Genomic DNA, 13,067 nt, shown 5'->3' with positions numbered 1-13,067 from the left:
CTGGGTAACCACCGGAGGACCTCGATGACCCTGCTCAACCAGGACGGCGTACACGTCGCCGCCGACGGCGAGGTGGCCACGGTCACCCTCACCAACCCGGCCAAGCGCAATGCGCAGACGCCCGCCACGTGGCGGGCACTGGCCGAGGCGGGGCGCGTGCTGCCGGGCACGGTCCGGGTCGTCGTGCTGCGCGGCGAGGGCAAGTCCTTCTCCGCCGGACTCGACCGGCAGGCTTTCGAGCCCGAGGGCTTCGACGGCGAACCGTCGTTCCTGGACCTCGCGCGCGGCGGCGACGAGGAACTGGACGCCGCCATCGCGGAGTACCAGGAGGCGTTCACCTGGTGGCGCCGCTCCGACCTGATCAGCGTCGCGGCGGTCCAAGGGCACGCCATCGGCGCCGGGTTCCAGCTCGCGCTCGCCTGCGACCTGCGGGTCTGCGCGCGGGACGTGCAGTTCGCCATGCGCGAGACCAGCCTCGGGCTGGTGCCCGACCTGACCGGGACGCACCCGCTGGTGCACCTGGTCGGTCCGGCGCGCGCCCTGGAGATCTGCGCCACCGGCCGCTTCGTCCACGCCGAGGAGGCCGAACGCGTCGGGCTCGCCAACCTGGTGGTCCCCGCCGACGAGCTGGACGGCGCCGTCACCGACCTGGCCGCCGCCCTGCTCGCCGCACCGCGGGGAGCCGTCGTCGAGACCAAGGCGCTGCTCGCCGGTGCCGGCACGCGCGGCTACGACGAGCAGCGCGCCGCCGAGCGCGCCGCCCAGGCACGCCGCCTCCGCGACCTCGCCGGGCTCGGCGACTAGCCGCACGCATCCGGACGGCGGCTCACCTCCGGTCGACAGCGGCCACCAGGATCGCCGCGGTCACCCCGCCGGAGGTGCCGAGCGCCCCGCGCGCCGCGGCACCCGCGGCGCGCGCGGTGTCCAGGACGCGGCGGGCGGGCGAGACGGCCACCCTGAGCAGCACATGGCAGGGGCCCGCCGCCGGATCGCCCTCGATCCGGACGGCGCTGAACCGCGGCCCCGCGGCGACATGCGAGAAGGCCGGCCCCTGCGTCGGGACGAGCCGGACCACGCCCTCCACCGCGAGCACGGCCCGGGCGACACGGTCGGCCGCCTCCTCCTGCTCCGTCCCGGACCCCGCCGACCGCCCGTCCGGGCCGGCGCCACGCGCCGCCGGCTCCCGCCCGGAGTCCGGGGCCTCCGCGCTCTCCCGCGGGCCGGACTCCTCCTGGCCGCGAACGCGTCCGGCGCCGCCCGCCTCCACCAGTTCGGTCACCCGCAGGTCCACATACTCCAGCGGCAGCCCCAGCTCACCCTCGGCCGCCGCCAGCAGGGTGCGCCGCGCCTCGTCGGCCGCGGCCGGAACCGGCCGGTCGGCGTACACGGCCAGATTCGCGGTCAGCGTCAGCGGACCCGGCGGCAGGGCACCGGCGGGTGCGGGTACGGGGGACTCGGCGGCGGCGCGCGGGCCGGAGGGATCCAGCCGCACCGCGCTCAGCCGCGCGCCGGGAACCGACCGGTGCAGCACCGCCAACGCCGCCTCCTCCGCCACCCAGACGCCGTCCGCCGCCTCGCCCAGCGGCAGGGTCCGCCCCAGCCCGAGCTGCTGCCGTACCTGCGTGGTCAGCCGTTCCGCCGCCATGGCGCACTTCCCTTCCGCGTCCGCCGCCGTTCCCGTCGCCGTGAGAGAACCTTCCGCGCCGACGGCGCGCCCGTGCGGACCGCACGGCGTACGGGCGGCAAGGGTCACCCGCACGGAGGAGTGCACCGGATCTGCGCGCGCGTCGTCGGCCGGGTTGTGCCTACGGTGATGCGCGGAGCGGCAGGCCGCTTCGAACCTCCGAGAGGGGCGCAGAGATGTCCGAGACCAGTACGTCCAACCGCTCCGAGAACCGCAGCGGCACCGCCGGTCGGCAGACCGGCGGGGGAGCCGAGCAGGGGCGCCGCGGGCCGGGGGCGGCGGGTGTCCGGGGCCGCACCACCATCGCCGACGGCGTGGTCGAGAAGATCGCGGGCATGGCGGCCCGTGACGTGGTCGGGGTCCACGCGATGGGCGGCGGTATGGCCCGGACCTTCGGAGCCGTCCGCGACCGGGTCCCCGGCGGCGGCCGGTCGGTCAGCCGGGGTGTCAAGGCCGAGGTCGGCGAGGTGCAGACGGCGCTCGACCTGGAGATCGTCGTCGACTACGGCGTGTCGATCGCAGATGTGGCGCGTGCGGTGCGGGAGAACGTCGTCTCGTCCGTCGAGCGGATGACCGGCCTCGAGGTGGTCGAGGTCAACATCGCGGTGAGCGACGTCAAGCTGCCGGACGAGGAGGACGACGAGGACGAGGACTCCGACCGCACCCGCGTGCAATGAACCGCCGCTGCACACCGGAGCACGTGCCGGAGCGTCGCGTGCCCCGCCCCGGCGCCGACCGAAGGAGCGCAGGATGAGTATGGCCTTTGCCGGCCTGATCGCCGGACTGGCACTGGGTTTCGCCGGATACTTCGGCGGGTTCGGAGCCTTCGTGCTGGTCGCGGCGCTGGGGGCCGTCGGCTTCCTGGTGGGCCGGTTCGCGGACGGAGACCTGGAGGCGGGGGACTTCTTCCGCGGCCGGGACGGCGAGCGCCGCAGGTGACTCCGTGACGGATGCCCAGATCTCCGCCGGTGAGCGGGGGGCGACCAGGATCGCCGACCGGGTGGTCGCCAAAGTGGCCGCGCAGGCCGCGCGTGAGGCGTTGCGCCAGGCCCCCGCCGGGGAGGACCCGTCCGCGGGCCGGCTCCCGGCGGGGCGGCCGGTGCGCCGCACCGCGGTCACCGTGCGGGAGCGGACCGCGCGGGTACGCCTCGGGCTGGAACTCGGCTACCCCTCGGACCTGGGCGCGCAGTGCGGGGCCGTACGCCGCCGCGTCATCGCGCGGGTGCGCGAGCTCGTCGGTATGGACGTGCCGGACGTGGCACTGGACATCGAGCGGCTGACCTCGGTGCAGCTGCGGGGCGAACGCTCCGGGAGGGTGCAGTGACCCCAGCAGGCGACACAGGCGCTCCGCCCCCGGCCGGGCCCGGCCGGCGAGGAGCGGGCGCCCCGTCCGAGACCTCGCGGGCCCCCGGATCCGCCGAGACCCCCGAGCCCCCGGAGTCGCCCGGGTCGGCTTCGCCCGCCGCGTCCGGGCCGTCCGACTCCGGCGCCGCGCCTCCCGAGGAGGCGGGCGGTCCCGGAGCGGGCGAAGGGAAGGCGGGCCGGTTCTGGTCGGTGCGCAGGGTGCCGGCCGCCGTGGTCGCGCTGCTGCTGTTCGCCGGCACCGGGATCCTGCTCTACGACGCGGCCTCCGTGCGGGCCGGTCGCACGGGTATGGCCTGGCGCCGGACGCTCACCGACGAACTGGCCTCCCGCCGCCTCGACGACGTCTTCATGCTGGCGGGCGCCGCCGCGCTCGCGGCACTCGGAGTGTGGCTGCTGGTGCTGGCACTCACTCCCGGCAAGCGGTCGCTGCTGACGATGCGGCCGGACGTCCCCGGGGTGCGCGCCGGACTTGAGCGCTCCGCCGCCGCGCTGGTGCTGCGGGACCGGGCCATGGAGGTCTCGGGCGTGCAGGCGGTGCGGGTCACCGTCTCGCGCCGCAGAGTACGGGCCCGGGCGACGGCGCACTTCCGCGATCTGGACCGGGTGCGCGGCGACCTGGACGGCGCGCTGCGCGCCGGCATCGCGGAGCTGGGCCTGGCCAGACGACCGGGACTGGCCGTCCGGGTGCGGCGGCCGGCGAAACGACGGTGAGGCGAGGACGATGCTGCGGACTGTTGACCGGGTGCTGCTCGCGCTGGTCGGGCTGGTGCTGCTTGCGCTCGGCCTGGCGGTGCTCTTCGCGGGCTTCGACCTGCCCCGCCGGTGGGGGGTCACCATGCCCGCTGACTGGCCCTGGAGCCGGCCCGAGGACGTGGTGCTGAGCGACGCCGAGCGCACCCGGTGGACCGACGAGGGCTGGTGGTGGCCGGTTGCTCTCGCCGTCCTGGCCGTGCTGTTCCTGCTGTTCCTGTGGTGGCTGCTGGCGCAGTTGCGGTGGCAGCGGCTGGACGGAGTCGAGATCGGCAGCGGGGACGGCGAGGGCGCCGTCCTCCGAGGTCGGGCCCTGGAGGACGCCGTCGCCGCGGAGGCCGAGTCCCAGCCGGGCATCGACCGGGCGCGTGTCGTCCTGACGGGGAAGCGCGGCCGCCCGCGGGCCCGCGTCGGGCTGCTGCTGACCGCGCACGCCAGGCCGGGCCCCGCGGTGCACCGGCTGTACCGCGAGGCACTGGCCCACGCGATGACCTCGGCCGGGCTCCGCGAGCTGCCGGCCGAGGTCAGGATGCGGGCTGCCCGGCACCGTGCGGAACGGGTGAGCTGAGCCCCGAAGCGGCCGGCTCCGGGCGGCAGCCCGCACTCAGAAGCCGTGCAGCGCCCCGCCGTCCACCGGCAGCATCACCCCGGTCAGATACGAGGCCGCGGGGGAGAGGACGAAGGCGGCCGTCCGGCCGAACTCCTCCGGTGTGCCGTAGCGGCGCAGCGGGATGCCCGAGCAGTTGCGCTCGCGGGCGGCGTCCCCGTCCCCGGAGAGCGAGTCGAGGTACTGCATCCGCTCGGTGCCGATCCGGCCGGGCATCAGCCCCAGCACCCGGATGCCGCGCGGGCCCAGCTCGTTCGCGAGGCTCTTGGCGAAACCCGCCAGTCCCGGGCGCAGGCCGTTGGAGAGGGTCAGCCCGGGGATCGGCTCGCGCACGGACCCGGAGAGCACGAAGCCGACCACTCCGCCCTCGCCCAGCTCACCGGCCGCCGTGCGGGCCAGCCGCACGGCGCCGAGGAAGACGTCGTCGAAGGCCGTCCGCCACTGCTCGTCGGTGAGCTGGTCGGCGGGTACGCCCGCCTGGGGGCCGCCGACGCTGACGAGGAGGCCGTCGAACCGCCCGAACCGCTCCCGGGCGGCGGCGATCACCCGCGCCGGGGTCCCGGGATCGGCGTTGTCGGCGCCGATGCCCAGCGCCCGGCCCTCGGCGCCCGATGCCTCCACCCCGAGCTGCGCCGCCGCCTCCTCGGCCGACTTCTCCGAGCGGCCGGTGACGACGACGCGCGCCCCTTCGGCGAGCAGTTGTGCGGCGGTGGCGAACCCGAGCCCGCGGGTGCCCCCGGTGATGACGTAGACGCGCTCTGAAAGTCCAAGGTCCATGGGGAGCAGTCTGCCTGACCGCGCTGCGGTCCCCGAGGGCGCGGTGCCCTGGATTCCGGCCGGTCTCAGACGGGTTCGGCCACCGGCTCCGGCCGCTCCGGGGCTTCGGCCGCCGCGCGCCGCTCCTTGACCTCGCGGCGCACCAGGACGACCCAGCCGACCGGCACCGCGGCGGTGAACAGCCACCACTGCACGGCGTAGGCCATGTGCGGCCCGATTCCGCTGTGGTCGGGTTCTGGCAGGACCTCCGGCTGCTGTCCGCCGGGCCGGGGCGAGGTCTTCGTCAGCTGGAGGTAGCCCCCCAGCAGCGGGTGGTCCACCTCCGGGGCCTGCTTCCGGCTGTTGATCAGCATGACCTGGCGGTCGGGCAGCCCCTGGGTGTCCTTGATCCCGCTGGCCTCGGTGGTCTCGTCCGGCATCATCCGTCCGATGACGCCGACCCGGCCCCGCGGCGGCTCGGGCACCTCGGGGAAGGCCGTCAGATCGCGGTCCGCGCGGATCCAGCCGCGGTTGACCAGGACCGCCGAACCGTCGTCGAGGACGAGCGGGGTGACGACGAAATAGCCGATGGTGTCGCGGTCCGGGCCGGTGCGATGCCGGACGACGACCTCGTGCGCGGTGTCGTAGGTGCCGTGCGCGGTGACCGTGCGGAACTTGTCGCGGTCGGCGGGCTCACGGCCCCTCCCGGTCAGTTCGGTGACCGGTACGGTGGGCGCCGCCAGGCTCGCGGCCACTTCCTCGTTGCGCGCGACCCGGCTCTCGTGGCGGTGCAGCTGCCAGAAGCCCAGCTTGATCATCGCGGGGATCAGCACGAGGCCGAGCAGGGTGAGGATCACCCATTGCCGGGACAGCAGGAAGCGGTACACGTCTACCGACGGTACCCCCCGGCGGTTCACCCCTCCGGTGCGGGGGCCACGTCCTGCAGGAGCTGGGTGAAGGCGGCCTCGTCGACGACGGGCGTGCCGTGGCTGCGGGCCTTCACCACCTTCGAGGTGGGAGAGTCCGGGTCATTGGTGACCAGGAGGCTGGTGAGCCGCGAGACACTGGTGGCGATGTGGAGGCCCGCCTCGATTGCCCGGTCCTCCAGCAGGTCCCGGTCCACCGAGGTGTCCCCGGAGATGGCCACTCGCATCCCCTGCACCAGGCGCCCCTCCGGTTCGTAGCGTCCGGGGTTGGGGTAAGGGCAGGCCGGGCGCTTGCGCGCGGGCCGCCAGGTCCCGTACCCGCGGCCGGAGGCGCGGTACCCGGCACCCGTCCCGCCGCCCGGGCGGCGCGGGACCACCGCGTCCGACCACTCGGTCAGCGGCTGGCACGCCAGCAGCGGCAGCCGCACCCGCTGCCGCGCCGCCAGATGCAGGCTGGGGCGGAACGCCTCGGCCAGCACCCGCGCGTCGTCCAGCGCGTGGTGCGCCCGCTGCTGGACCACGCCGTAGTGCGCGGCCAGGGACTCCAGCTTGTGATTGGGCAGCGGCAGCGACAGCTCCTTGGACAGCGCGATGGTGCACAGCCGCTGGCGCACCGGAGCCTCGCGCTCGGCGCGCGCGTACTCCCGCGCGATCATCGACCAGTCGAAGATGGCGTTGTGCGCGACCAGTACGCGGCCCGCCAGCCGGGTGGCGAACTCCTCGGCGATCTCCCCGAAGAGCGGCGCGTCGGCCAGCGCCTCGGCGGTCAGCCCGTGGATCCAGGTGGGGCCGGGATCGCGCTGCGGATTGACCGGCGTGTACCAGCGGTCCTCGACCTCGCCGCGTGCGTCGAGGCGGTAGACGGCCGCGGACACTATCCGGTCGTCCCGCGCGAGGCCCGTGGTCTCCACGTCCACCACCGCATAGCCGTCCGGATATCCGGTGGGCCAGTCGGAGGGCGGCTGGGAGTCGGCGGCGGGCTGCGCGGGGATGCGCGGGGAGGTCCCGTCGGTGCGTGCCGTCTGGTCTTCGAGCATGGTCACAGAGAATACGGGTCGCTACTGACAGCGCCGCACGCCGTGCCCGCGCCCCCGGGTCAGCGTCGCACTCCGGGCGGGACCGGTCCCCGCGCTCCGGAAGACCGTCAAACCCCCAGCGGTACGGGCGGATCGGACGTTCCGCTCAGGCCGCCGGCCCGCGCCCCGACGGTGCACGGACTCCCCGCACGCGGCCGGAGCCGGGACGTCGCCTCTCCCGCTCGCGCCCCGTACCCGGCGCAGCCGGGCAGCGGCTGCGCCGGGTACGGGGCCCGTCGCGCGGCCGGGAAAGCCCCCGCCGCCGGGTCCCGTTCACGGATGAGCGCGCCCGGACGCGGGAGGCGGGCGGCGTGCGTGCCGACCGGCCGCGCGGCGGCCGCGCGGCGTCCCGGTCCGCCCGGAAACCGCTCAACTCCCGTACGGCACGGCCGACGACGGCCCCCGGTGCCTTCGCGCCGACGACCGGGCGGAGCGGACCGGTGCGGGGCCGGGGGCCCGGCCCCGCACCGGTCGCGCGGTACCCGCTCCGGGAGGGAAGGGGCGGGTGTGGTGCAGCCGGGATTCAATACCAAGCGGTAACAACCTCTGGCGCGGGACTTCCGGCGGCCTTACCTTGCTGACATGCCGTCTAGCCTGCCCGATGTGGTCCTCTGGTCCATCCCCGCGTTCGTCCTGCTCACCGTCATCGAAATGGTGAGCTACCGCCTGCATCCGGACGAGGACGCCGCCGGATACGCCGCGAAGGACGCCGCGACGAGCATCACCATGGGGCTCGGCAGCCTGGTGTTCGACGCGCTGTGGAAGATCCCGATCGTCGCCCTGTACGCGGCGGTCTACGAACTCACCCCGCTCCGCGTGCCGATCCTCTGGTGGACCCTGCCCCTGATGCTGCTCGCGCAGGACTTCTTCTACTACTGGTCGCACCGTGGCCACCACGTGATCCGCATCCTGTGGGCCTGCCACGTCGTGCACCACTCCAGCCGGAAGTTCAACCTCACCACGGCGCTCCGCCAGCCGTGGACAACCTGGACCGTGTGGCCGTTCTACATACCGGTGATCGCCTGTGGTGTCCATCCGGCGGCCCTCGCGTTCTGCTCCGCCACCAACCTCGTCTACCAGTTCTGGATCCACACCGAGCGGATCGGGAAGCTTCCGCGCCCCGTCGAGTTCGTCTTCAACACGCCCTCGCACCACCGTGTCCACCACGCGTCCCAGGGCAGCTACCTGGACCGCAACTTCGGCGGCATCCTGATCGTCTGGGACCGGCTCTTCGGCTCGTTCGTGCCGGAGACCGACGCCTGCGTCTTCGGCCTGACCAAGAACGTCGACTCCTACAACCCGTTGCGCGTCGCCACGCACGAGTACGCGGCCATCGCCCGCGACGTGCGCGCGGCGCACAGCTGGCGGGAGCGCGGCGGCCGGATCTTCCGCGGCCCCGGCTGGCAGCCCGCCGAAGAGCCCGCCCAGCCGTCCCGGCCCGCGGCGGAACTCGCCGCCGAGCGGTAGCCGGCCCGGCGACGGAAAACGGAAAGGGGCCGGACCGCTGGATCGGCGGTCCGGCCCCTGGTGCCGACCGCCCGGGCCGTCATGCGGCCGGTGGGCGGTCGGCACTCCGTCACGGCGTCACGGCGTCACGGCGTCACTTGGTGACGGCCGCCAGCGCGTCCACGAGCCCGTGGCCGTAGAAGCTGTTGTTGCCCCGCACGCCGGTGCAGGTGGCGGCGTAGGTGCCGCGGTTGCCCGGGTCGTAGCTCTCCGGGCAGGGCAGGGTCTGGGCCTGCGCCTTCAGCAGCCAGGAGACCTCCTGGGCGCTGGACTTGGGGTGGGTGCTCTTGATCAGCGCCGCCACACCCGCGACCTGCGGACCGGCCATCGAGGTGCCCTGGAGGTAGGCGTACTCGCCGTTCGGCATGGTGGACAGCACACCGCCGTCCTTGGCGGGCTCCTCCGGAGTCTGGAACGCGCGGTCACCGCCGGGCGCCGTCACGTCGATCTCGTACCGGCCGTAGTTGGAGTAGTACGACTTCAGGTTCTCCGGACCGGTTGCCGAGACGGAGGTGGTGCCCTCCAGCATCGCCGGCACGTCCTTGCAGTGCTCCGGGTCGATGGTCCGCTCGACCGGGGTGCTGTCGTCCGGGCTGCTGTCGTCCTTGATCTCGGCCGCGGCCAGGTCGTTCGACGAGTTGCCCGCCGAGGTGACCGTGGTGACGCCCTTGCGCTGCGCGTAGCGGATGGCGCGCTGCACCGACTCGGTGATGGCCTTCTGGTCGGCCTGGTCGTCGCAGTTGTAGAGCCACGGGTCGACGTAGTAGCTGTTGTTGGTGACCTCGATGCCGTGGTCGGCCGCGAACACCATGGCGCAGACCACGGCCTCGCTGTAGAACAGTGCCGTCTCGGGCTCGCTCACCTTGAGGGAGGCGACCTTCACGTTGGGCGCGGTGCCCGCGATGCCGACACCGTTGCGGGGAGCGGCGATGATGCCCGCCACGTGGGTGCCGTGGTAGTCCTCGCTCGGGTCGTACGGACGCCAGGCGCCGGGCGAGGTGTCGGCCTTGCCCCCGACGCAGTTCGCCGACTGCCTCTTGGAGAAGTTGGCCTTCAGGTCCGGGTGGGTGTCGTCCACGCCGGTGTCGATGACGCCGACGGTGACCTTCCTGCTGCCCTCGTTGACCTCGGCGGCCTTGTCGGCCTTGATGGCCCGCTTGTCCCACTGCAGGGACTCCAGCGGCTCCTGGTCCTTGGCCCGCGCCGCGGTCAGCGACGACTTGGCCTTCGGCTCCTTGACGAAGTGCGGCTTGCCCACCTCGGTGGTGGTCGCCGCCTTGAGCGGAGCCGTGCGGGTGGCGCCCGCCGAGTCGACACCGTCGACGTTGCGCAGGGTCTCGCCGAACTCCGGGTTGCTGGAGTGCGCGACGATGACGCCTATTTTCCGGTAAGTGGCTATGACCTTGCCGTCAGCCTCGCGTATTTCCTTCTTGACACGTTTGACGGTACGGCCACTGGTTTCGGTGTTGACGATGTAGCTGAGCTTCTCGCCGGCCTTCGCCTTGGGTGTCGCAGCCTCGGCCGCGGCCCGCTCGGTGGTCTGCGCGTTCGCGGAGGCCGCGCCCGCCAGGCCGAGGGTGGCGGTCAACACCAGTCCCAGCGGCACCGCCACAGCACGCCGCCGCCTGGATGGTCTCACATGCATGGGGTCTCCATGTCGTCTGAAGTTGTCCACAGACGACGGAAGTTATCTCTGGGAGCCAGGTAACTGCAATGGATTGATGGAGAAAGGCTGAAGGCTGTACGCAACCGTGATCGGTCTTATCTGTTTCAACTACCGACCCCTGTTGCGGGCGCGACGGACGATCTACGATGCGCGCACTGCTCGTCATTGAGACGTGGGTCACACTCTTTTGAACGCTCCGTCCCCCCTCACGTTCCCTCAGGAGTCACTGTGGACACCGCCCCAGAGCACGCGCACTCCGGCCCACCGGGCCCCCGCGACTACACGGACGTCCAGCACAGTGCCGAGTTCGGTGAACTCCGGCGCGGCTACCGCTCGTTCGTCTTCCCGCTGACCGTCGGGTTCATCGTCTGGTACCTGCTCTACGTCCTGCTCTCCAACTACGCAGGCGGGTTCATGGGCACCGAGGTCGTCGGAAACATCAACATCGCCTTCGTCTTCGGACTGGCGCAGTTCGTGACGACCTTCCTGATCGCCTGGTGGTACTCGCGGTTCGCCGCAGTGAAGCTCGACCCCAAGGCGGAAGCGCTCAAGACACGGCTGGAGGCGGAGAACCTGCAGCGGGCCACCGGGGCCGAAATCGGCCACCAGGCCGCACCCCGGGACGAGGACAAGGGCCAGCTCGCCGGTCAGGAGGACGACGCATGAGTCTCACCCAGCAACTCGCGGCCCCCGCCACCCAGCTGGCCGCCGAGGGCGCCGGCGAGCACCGCACGCTGATCATCACCCTCTTCTCCGTCTTCGTCGCCATCACCCTCGGCGTCACCGTCTGGGCGGGACGCCGGACCAAGGACGCCACCGACTTCTACGCGGGCGGACGCCAGTTCAGCGGCTTCCAGAACGGCCTGGCCATCTCCGGCGACTACATGTCCGCCGCGTCCTTCCTCGGTATCGCCGGAGCCATCGCGCTCTCCGGGTACGACGGATTCCTCTACTCCATCGGCTTCCTCGTCGCCTGGCTGGTGGCGCTGCTGCTGGTCGCCGAACCGCTGCGGAACTCCGGGCGCTACACCATGGGCGACGTACTGGCCTACCGGATGCGGCAGCGCCCCGTACGGACCGCGGCGGGCGTCTCCACCATCATCGTCTCGATCTTCTACCTGCTCGCCCAGATGGTCGGCGCCGGAGCCCTCGTCGCGCTGCTGCTGGGCATCACGGGTGAGGCCGGCAAGAACCTGATCGTCGTCTTCGTCGGAATCGTCATGATCCTCTACGTGACGGTCGGCGGCATGAAGGGCACCACCTGGGTACAGATGATCAAGGCGTGCCTGCTGATCGGCGGCACGGTCGTGATCACCGTGCTGGTGTTCCACAAGTTCAACTACAACCTCTCCGCCCTGCTCGGCGCCGCCGCCGAGAACAGCAACAAGGGCGCGTCGTTCCTGGAACCCGGACTCAAGTACGGCGTCTCGACGACCTCCCGGATCGACTTCATCTCACTGGGCATCGCACTCGTGCTCGGCACCGCCGGACTGCCGCACATCCTCATCCGCTTCTACACCGTGCCCACCGCCAAAGCCGCCCGGAAGTCCGTCAACTGGGCCATCGGCATCATCGGCGTCTTCTACCTGATGACCATCGCGCTCGGCTTCGGCGCCGCCGCGCTGCTCAGCCCGAAGACCATCACCGACTCGAACGCCGCGGGCAACACCGCCGCGCCGCTGCTCGCCCAGGAGATCGGCGGCGGAGCGGACTCCACCGGCGGCGCCGTCCTGCTGGCGATGATCTCCGCGGTCGCCTTCGCCACCATCCTCGCCGTCGTCGCCGGACTGACCCTCGCCTCCTCGTCCTCCTTCGCGCACGACCTGTACGCCAACGTCATCCGCAGGGGCAAAGCCACCGAGAAGGAAGAGGTCAAGGCGGCCCGGGTCTCGGCGGTCATCATCGGCGGCGTCGCCATCGGCCTGGGGATCTTCGCAGGCAAGCTCAACGTCGCCGGTCTCGTCGCCCTCGCCTTCGCGGTCGCCGCCTCCGCGAACCTGCCCACGCTCCTCTACAGCCTCTTCTGGAAGCGCTTCACCACCACCGGTGCGCTGTGGTCGATCTACGGTGGGCTCGTCTCCTCCGTGGTCCTCGTGTTCTTCTCGCCGGTGGTCACCGGCAAGGAGACCTCCATGTTCCCCGATGCCGACTTCGCCTGGTTCCCGCTGCAGAATCCTGGCCTCATCTCCATTCCGCTGGGCTTCCTGCTCGGGTGGATCGGCTCCCTCCTCTCCAAGGACGAGGGCGCCGGAGGCGCCAAGTACGCGGAGCTCGAGGTCCGCTCCATGACAGGAGTAGGCGCCCACTGACCCCGGCGCCCCCTTCGCGGGGGCGCCGCCCCCACCCCGGAGGTGCCGCCCCCACGCTGGTGCGGCGCCCCCACCCCGGAGGTGCCGCCTGCCACCGCGGCACCCCCCACGTGCCGGGGCTGCGCCCCGGTCCCCTCGACGGTGCGCCTCCGTCCCTTGCCGCGCGGTCGGGGCTGCGCCCCGGTTTCCCCCGGGGGTGCCCCGGGTGCCCCCGTCTGTTGTCCGCCCCGGTGCGGCGCCGTTGTCGGGGGCTTCGCCCCCGAGCCCCCTTTTGTCCTCGCCGGACGGGCGTTGGGGCGGCTCTGCCCCCCAACACCCCCCGCTAGGGGGCTTCGCCCCCTAGGACCCCCAGCCGCACCCATGTGAAGCCTTGCGTTCGTGTACTCCGGGGGCTGCCTTTGGTCCGTTGTCTGCGGGAAGTG

13 protein-coding genes and 1 pseudogene are annotated in these 13,067 nt (G+C 72.7%); 9 read left to right on the top strand and 5 right to left on the bottom strand.

Annotated elements, in window-relative coordinates:
• Positions 1-24: 24 nt before the first annotated feature.
• Positions 25-804 (top strand): enoyl-CoA hydratase/isomerase family protein, encoded by a 780-nt coding sequence (locus ACFYNS_RS13385; protein ID WP_366774329.1) that lies wholly within the window; start codon positions 25-27, stop codon positions 802-804.
• A gap of 22 nt (positions 805-826) precedes the next feature.
• Here the strand turns inward: ACFYNS_RS13385 and ACFYNS_RS13380 are convergent, their stop codons facing one another.
• Entirely contained in the window at positions 827-1,645 is an 819-nt protein-coding gene (locus tag ACFYNS_RS13380; RefSeq protein ID WP_388602687.1) for a hypothetical protein, read from the bottom strand.
• Between the two features lie 215 nt (positions 1,646-1,860).
• Between ACFYNS_RS13380 and ACFYNS_RS13375 the strand changes: the two genes are divergently transcribed.
• From ACFYNS_RS13375 to amaP, 5 genes are all read left to right on the top strand, one after another.
• Entirely contained in the window at positions 1,861-2,361 is a 501-nt protein-coding gene (locus ACFYNS_RS13375; protein WP_360302899.1) for an Asp23/Gls24 family envelope stress response protein, read from the top strand.
• A gap of 73 nt (positions 2,362-2,434) precedes the next feature.
• A complete protein-coding gene (locus tag ACFYNS_RS13370) occupies positions 2,435-2,623 on the top strand; it encodes a hypothetical protein (RefSeq protein WP_026004925.1) in 189 nt (62 codons plus the stop codon).
• 4 nt (positions 2,624-2,627) lie between these two features.
• Positions 2,628-3,008, top strand: a complete 381-nt coding sequence (locus ACFYNS_RS13365; RefSeq protein ID WP_360302897.1) for an Asp23/Gls24 family envelope stress response protein — start codon at positions 2,628-2,630, stop codon at positions 3,006-3,008.
• The gene (locus ACFYNS_RS13360) at positions 3,005-3,760 is read left to right on the top strand and encodes a DUF6286 domain-containing protein (RefSeq protein ID WP_388602684.1); all 756 of its coding nucleotides are present in this window, start codon (positions 3,005-3,007) and stop codon (positions 3,758-3,760) included. The genes ACFYNS_RS13365 and ACFYNS_RS13360 overlap by 4 nt, the downstream gene beginning before the upstream one ends.
• Positions 3,761-3,770: 10 nt before the next feature.
• On the top strand, positions 3,771-4,367 hold the full coding sequence (gene amaP, locus ACFYNS_RS13355) for an alkaline shock response membrane anchor protein AmaP (RefSeq protein WP_360302894.1): 597 nt from the start codon (positions 3,771-3,773) through the stop codon (positions 4,365-4,367).
• A 36-nt stretch (positions 4,368-4,403) separates the two neighbouring features.
• Here amaP and ACFYNS_RS13350 read toward each other — a convergent pair whose 3' ends face one another.
• The 3 genes from ACFYNS_RS13350 to ACFYNS_RS13340 form a co-directional block, all read right to left on the bottom strand.
• The gene (locus ACFYNS_RS13350) at positions 4,404-5,183 is read right to left on the bottom strand and encodes an SDR family oxidoreductase (RefSeq protein ID WP_360302892.1); all 780 of its coding nucleotides are present in this window, start codon (positions 5,181-5,183) and stop codon (positions 4,404-4,406) included.
• Between the two features lie 65 nt (positions 5,184-5,248).
• On the bottom strand, positions 5,249-6,049 hold the full coding sequence (locus tag ACFYNS_RS13345) for an SURF1 family protein (protein WP_388602681.1): 801 nt from the start codon (positions 6,047-6,049) through the stop codon (positions 5,249-5,251).
• Between the two features lie 26 nt (positions 6,050-6,075).
• Complete coding sequence (locus ACFYNS_RS13340; RefSeq protein ID WP_388602679.1) at positions 6,076-7,125, bottom strand: DEDDh family exonuclease; 1,050 nt, start codon at positions 7,123-7,125, stop codon at positions 6,076-6,078.
• A 621-nt stretch (positions 7,126-7,746) separates the two neighbouring features.
• On the opposite strand from ACFYNS_RS13340, the gene ACFYNS_RS13335 reads away from it, so the two are divergent.
• Positions 7,747-8,631, top strand: coding sequence for a sterol desaturase family protein (locus ACFYNS_RS13335; RefSeq protein ID WP_360303172.1), 885 nt, complete (start codon positions 7,747-7,749; stop codon positions 8,629-8,631).
• A gap of 133 nt (positions 8,632-8,764) precedes the next feature.
• Here ACFYNS_RS13335 and ACFYNS_RS13330 read toward each other — a convergent pair whose 3' ends face one another.
• On the bottom strand, positions 8,765-10,315 hold the full coding sequence (locus tag ACFYNS_RS13330) for a S8 family serine peptidase (RefSeq protein ID WP_360303174.1): 1,551 nt from the start codon (positions 10,313-10,315) through the stop codon (positions 8,765-8,767).
• A 249-nt stretch (positions 10,316-10,564) separates the two neighbouring features.
• On the opposite strand from ACFYNS_RS13330, the pseudogene ACFYNS_RS13325 reads away from it, so the two are divergent.
• Positions 10,565-10,900: pseudogene (locus ACFYNS_RS13325) on the top strand (DUF485 domain-containing protein); the annotation flags it as partial.
• A gap of 98 nt (positions 10,901-10,998) precedes the next feature.
• On the top strand, positions 10,999-12,645 hold the full coding sequence (locus ACFYNS_RS13320) for a cation acetate symporter (RefSeq protein ID WP_388602675.1): 1,647 nt from the start codon (positions 10,999-11,001) through the stop codon (positions 12,643-12,645).
• Positions 12,646-13,067: the final 422 nt, after the last annotated feature.

It is taken from the genome of Streptomyces sp. NPDC006925 (assembly GCF_042869575.1).
GTDB lineage: Bacteria > Actinomycetota > Actinomycetes > Streptomycetales > Streptomycetaceae > Streptomyces.
This window is presented reverse-complemented; position numbering and strand designations above follow the sequence as displayed.

Excerpts from the sequence above, each read along its gene's own strand:
- ACFYNS_RS13385 (WP_366774329.1), top strand. The coding sequence starts at position 25 with ATGACCCTGCTCAACCAGGACGGCGTACACGTCGCCGCCGACGGCGAG.
- ACFYNS_RS13380 (WP_388602687.1), bottom strand. The coding sequence starts at position 1,645 with ATGGCGGCGGAACGGCTGACCACGCAGGTACGGCAGCAGCTCGGGCTG.
- ACFYNS_RS13375 (WP_360302899.1), top strand. The coding sequence starts at position 1,861 with ATGTCCGAGACCAGTACGTCCAACCGCTCCGAGAACCGCAGCGGCACC.
- ACFYNS_RS13370 (WP_026004925.1), top strand. The coding sequence starts at position 2,435 with ATGAGTATGGCCTTTGCCGGCCTGATCGCCGGACTGGCACTGGGTTTC.
- amaP (WP_360302894.1), top strand. The coding sequence starts at position 3,771 with ATGCTGCGGACTGTTGACCGGGTGCTGCTCGCGCTGGTCGGGCTGGTG.
- ACFYNS_RS13350 (WP_360302892.1), bottom strand. The coding sequence starts at position 5,183 with ATGGACCTTGGACTTTCAGAGCGCGTCTACGTCATCACCGGGGGCACC.
- ACFYNS_RS13340 (WP_388602679.1), bottom strand. The coding sequence starts at position 7,125 with ATGCTCGAAGACCAGACGGCACGCACCGACGGGACCTCCCCGCGCATC.
- ACFYNS_RS13335 (WP_360303172.1), top strand. The coding sequence starts at position 7,747 with ATGCCGTCTAGCCTGCCCGATGTGGTCCTCTGGTCCATCCCCGCGTTC.
- ACFYNS_RS13330 (WP_360303174.1), bottom strand. The coding sequence starts at position 10,315 with ATGCATGTGAGACCATCCAGGCGGCGGCGTGCTGTGGCGGTGCCGCTG.
- ACFYNS_RS13320 (WP_388602675.1), top strand. The coding sequence starts at position 10,999 with ATGAGTCTCACCCAGCAACTCGCGGCCCCCGCCACCCAGCTGGCCGCC.